Origin of the sequence: uncultured Anaerococcus sp. (assembly GCF_947253225.1) — a bacterium.
Lineage (GTDB): Bacteria > Bacillota > Clostridia > Tissierellales > Peptoniphilaceae > Anaerococcus.
In genome coordinates this window covers 1-3,514 of record NZ_CAMXYR010000098.1, presented here as the reverse complement: position 1 = coordinate 3,514, position 3,514 = coordinate 1, and the positions used below count along the sequence as shown (strand labels likewise).

The 3,514-nt window shown below is 33.5% G+C and carries 4 protein-coding genes; 2 read left to right on the top strand and 2 right to left on the bottom strand.

The window, feature by feature from the left end:
• Nucleotides 1-85 precede the first annotated feature (85 nt).
• Nucleotides 86-1,183 carry a redox-regulated ATPase YchF gene (ychF, locus tag Q0W95_RS07725; RefSeq protein WP_297791527.1) on the top strand — a complete coding sequence of 366 codons (1,098 nt, stop codon included), beginning with the start codon at nucleotides 86-88 and terminating at the stop codon, nucleotides 1,181-1,183.
• Between the two features lie 7 nt (nucleotides 1,184-1,190).
• Nucleotides 1,191-1,799, top strand: a complete 609-nt coding sequence (locus Q0W95_RS07720; protein WP_297791525.1) for a thymidine kinase — start codon at nucleotides 1,191-1,193, stop codon at nucleotides 1,797-1,799.
• Nucleotides 1,800-1,847: 48 nt separating this feature from the next.
• On the opposite strand, the gene map is transcribed toward Q0W95_RS07720, so the two are convergent.
• Together map and Q0W95_RS07710 are read right to left on the bottom strand one after the other, a co-directional pair.
• Nucleotides 1,848-2,666, bottom strand: a complete 819-nt coding sequence (map, locus tag Q0W95_RS07715) for a type I methionyl aminopeptidase (RefSeq protein WP_297791523.1) — start codon at nucleotides 2,664-2,666, stop codon at nucleotides 1,848-1,850.
• Nucleotides 2,667-2,711: 45 nt separating this feature from the next.
• The gene (locus Q0W95_RS07710) at nucleotides 2,712-3,512 is read right to left on the bottom strand and encodes a nitroreductase family protein (RefSeq protein WP_297791521.1); all 801 of its coding nucleotides are present in this window, start codon (nucleotides 3,510-3,512) and stop codon (nucleotides 2,712-2,714) included.
• Between the last annotated feature and the right edge of the window lie 2 nt (nucleotides 3,513-3,514).

Here is a 3,514-nt window from a genome sequence, read left to right as displayed (position 1 = left end):
CCTGTGTTAGGTCGTCGGCAGCGTCAGATGTGTATAAGAGACAGATATTATAGTTGAAAAATTATAATGTGTATGGAGTGTTTATATGAAATTAGGAATTGTCGGCTTACCTAATGTTGGTAAATCAACATTATTTAATGCCATTACAAAGGCGGGTGCTCTCATAGCAAATTATCCTTTTGCTACAATTGACCCAAATGTTGGGCTTGTTAATGTACCTGATCCAAGATTAAATAAATTATCTGAAATATCAAATAGTAAAAAAATAGTACCAGCAGTTATTGAGTTTTATGATATAGCAGGGCTTGTGAAGGGAGCATCCAAGGGAGAAGGTCTTGGAAATAAGTTTCTTTCTAACATTAGAGAAACTGATGCAATTGTTGAAGTCCTTAGATGTTTTGATGATCCAAATGTTACCCATGTAGATGGATCTGTAGATCCACTTAGAGATATTGAAACTATAAATTTAGAATTAATTTTTTCAGACCTTGAACTTGTAGATAAGGTCGTTGAGAAAAGAAAAAAAGTTGCTAGAAGTGATAAAAGTGTTAGATCCGAAGTCGAATTACTTGAAAAAATTAAAGGAGTTCTTGAGCAAGGAAAATCAGCTAGAATTCTTGATTTAAATGATGAAGAACAGAAATTACTTAGAGCCTACCAACTTCTATCAACTAAGCCAATTGTTTATGTTTGTAACGTTAATGAAGATGATGCAGCAAATGACGGCTTGGATAATCCATACGTTGCCAAAGTTCGTGAATTTGCTAAGGAAGAAGGTGCTGAAGTTTCTGTAGTTTCGGCAAAGATTGAACAAGAAATTTCAGAGATTGATAGTGAAGAAGAAAGGACTGAATTTTTAGCGATGATAGGTCTTAAAGAATCTGGAACAGATAAAGTTATAAGAGATTCTTATAAGACTTTAAATTTAATTTCATTCTTAACAACGGGTGAAATGGAAACTAGAGCTTGGACAATCATAAATGGTACAAGGGCAGTTGATGCCGCTGGCAAAATCCACTCTGATATTTCAAGAGGATTTATTAAGGCTGAGATTGTTTCATATGATGACCTAATAGAGTCTGGTTCTATCAATAAAGCTCAAGAAAAAGGTCTATTGAGACAGGAAGGAAAAGACTACATCATGAAAGATGGGGATGTAGTTAACTTTAAGTTTAATGTTTAGGAGTAACATGAAAAAACAAGGAAGGCTAATCGTCCACACAGGTTCTATGTTTTCGGGCAAAACAACATCTCTTTGGAGAGAGTTGTATAGGATGAAAATAGCCAATTACGATGTAGTAGCTTTTAAGCCAGCTATCGATAGTAGGGATGACGAAAAGAAAATTGTAACTCATGATAACCTAGAGCTTGATGCGATTAAGGTCGAAAACCTAAATGAAGTTCTTGACTATGCAAGAAATAACGATGTTGATTCTATAGGAATTGATGAAGTTCAATTCTTCCCAAATGAACCAGCAGAAGTTGTTGAAATATTTAATAAGCTTATGGCTATGAATATTACAATCGTAGTATCTGGTCTTGATATGGATTATATGACGAAACCTTTTGAAATAATAAAGGAAATTATGCCTCTAGCAGATGAACTTGTAAAACATCACGCTATATGTGCGTCCTGTGGAGAGGATGCTTGGGCCTCTTACAAGAAATCGACTGATGATAGCAGAATTCAAATAGGGTCAAAAGATTTGTATGAACCCCTATGTAGGTCTTGTTATACAGAAAAGATGAAAGAAAGAGATAAATATAAAAATCAAATATCCCTTGAAGAGCTAAACTAAAAAGGACGGGCTGAAGATCTAAAATCTTCTGCCGCCCCTTTTTTATAATTACAAATTGTGTTTTAGCTTATAGTTTTCAATAAATTTTATATCCTCATCTGTTAACTTGTACTTATTTTGGTCAGTTATTATTTCTGGTCCATCTTCATGAATAATTAGTTGATGCTCAAATTGAGAACATTTAGAACCATCCCTTGTTCTTGCTGTCCACCCATTACTATCGACTTGCATCTTCCAATCTCCTGCTGCAATCATTGGTTCAATTGTAAATACCATTCCAGCTTCTATTCTTGGACCTCTGCCTGCTTTTCCATAATGAGGAACTTGAGGATCTTCATGCATTTCTTTTCCTATCCCATGACCTATAAAATCTCTTATGACAGAGAAATTATTTTCTACTTCAGCACATTCTTGAATAGCATGACCAATGTCTCCTATTCTATTTCCAACTTTTGCCGCTTCAATACCTCTGTATAAGGCTTCTAAGTCAACATCTACAAGTTTTTGGTCTTCTCCTGTCATTTTTCCTATTGTATAGGTCCAACATGAATCGGCTAGTCCACCATTAAAGTCAATTACATTATCGATTGATACAATATCACCCTCTTGTAAAACATAGTCAGTAGGATAACCATGGCATATTTCATCATTAACTGATATGCAAAGGGTAAATGGAAATCCACCATAGCCTAGTTGAGCTGGAATAGCTTTTTTATGTTTGGTTATAAATTCATTGGCAAATTTATCCAAGGAAAGAGTTGTAATACCCTCTCTGATAATCATTCTAATAGCTAAATGAGTTTGGCATAATATTTCTGCTGCTTCTCTCATTTTAGCAAAATCTTTTTCAGTATATAATCTAATCAATTTTTTTCCTTTCATCAAAATAAGGACGCTCAGGCGTCCATTATTCTATAATTTTTTTGTAGCAATATAGGTATATTCTTTATCATCTAAAACAGGTTTTATATCCCATTTACTATTAGATGAGATTGATTTTCCTAATTCATCTACATAATACATTATTATACCTGCATCTATTAAATTAACATTACCAACATAGTCTTTAATGTAAATTGATAGGTTGTCATCTTCTATCAAAAATCTCCATGGTTGAGAGTTATAGGCTGAAGGAGCAAATTTTGCATAGTCAAATATTAAATTTAGTCCCCTTTGTTCTAACTCTTCATCGCTAGCTTTTGTATTAAAATTATCAATATAAACAAGGTCAGAATTTGCAAGTCTATCATCATATCTATGCTCTCTTAGACTACCATCAACAGGAATGCCTATAGCTAGTAGGATAGATACATCCCCTTCTTCATAATTGAAAGAAGATTTTTTTACACTTTCAGCAACTTCGCTTACAGTAATCCAACAGTTACCCAAATTCAAATCATTTAATTTAGTAATAATCTCCTCTGTTGCATAAGCAGCTTTTACATATGTAGCTGGATTGTCATTTAAGGTATTAAGAGCTATATAAGCTGGTGCCTTGATCATTACACCTTTATAGCCTGCAAAGCCTTGTAGTTTTTGATAGACATCATCCCCATTAGTAGCTAAGATAAATTTGATATCGTTTTTACCATAGATATCCACAGATGCTTCCAAAGCTTGACTAATTTTTTCTAATACATCGTTAGTTATTTTTTCTTCTTTGAAATCTCTAGTTGAAGTTCTTGATTTTAAAAATTGTTGTGTTAGCATTATTT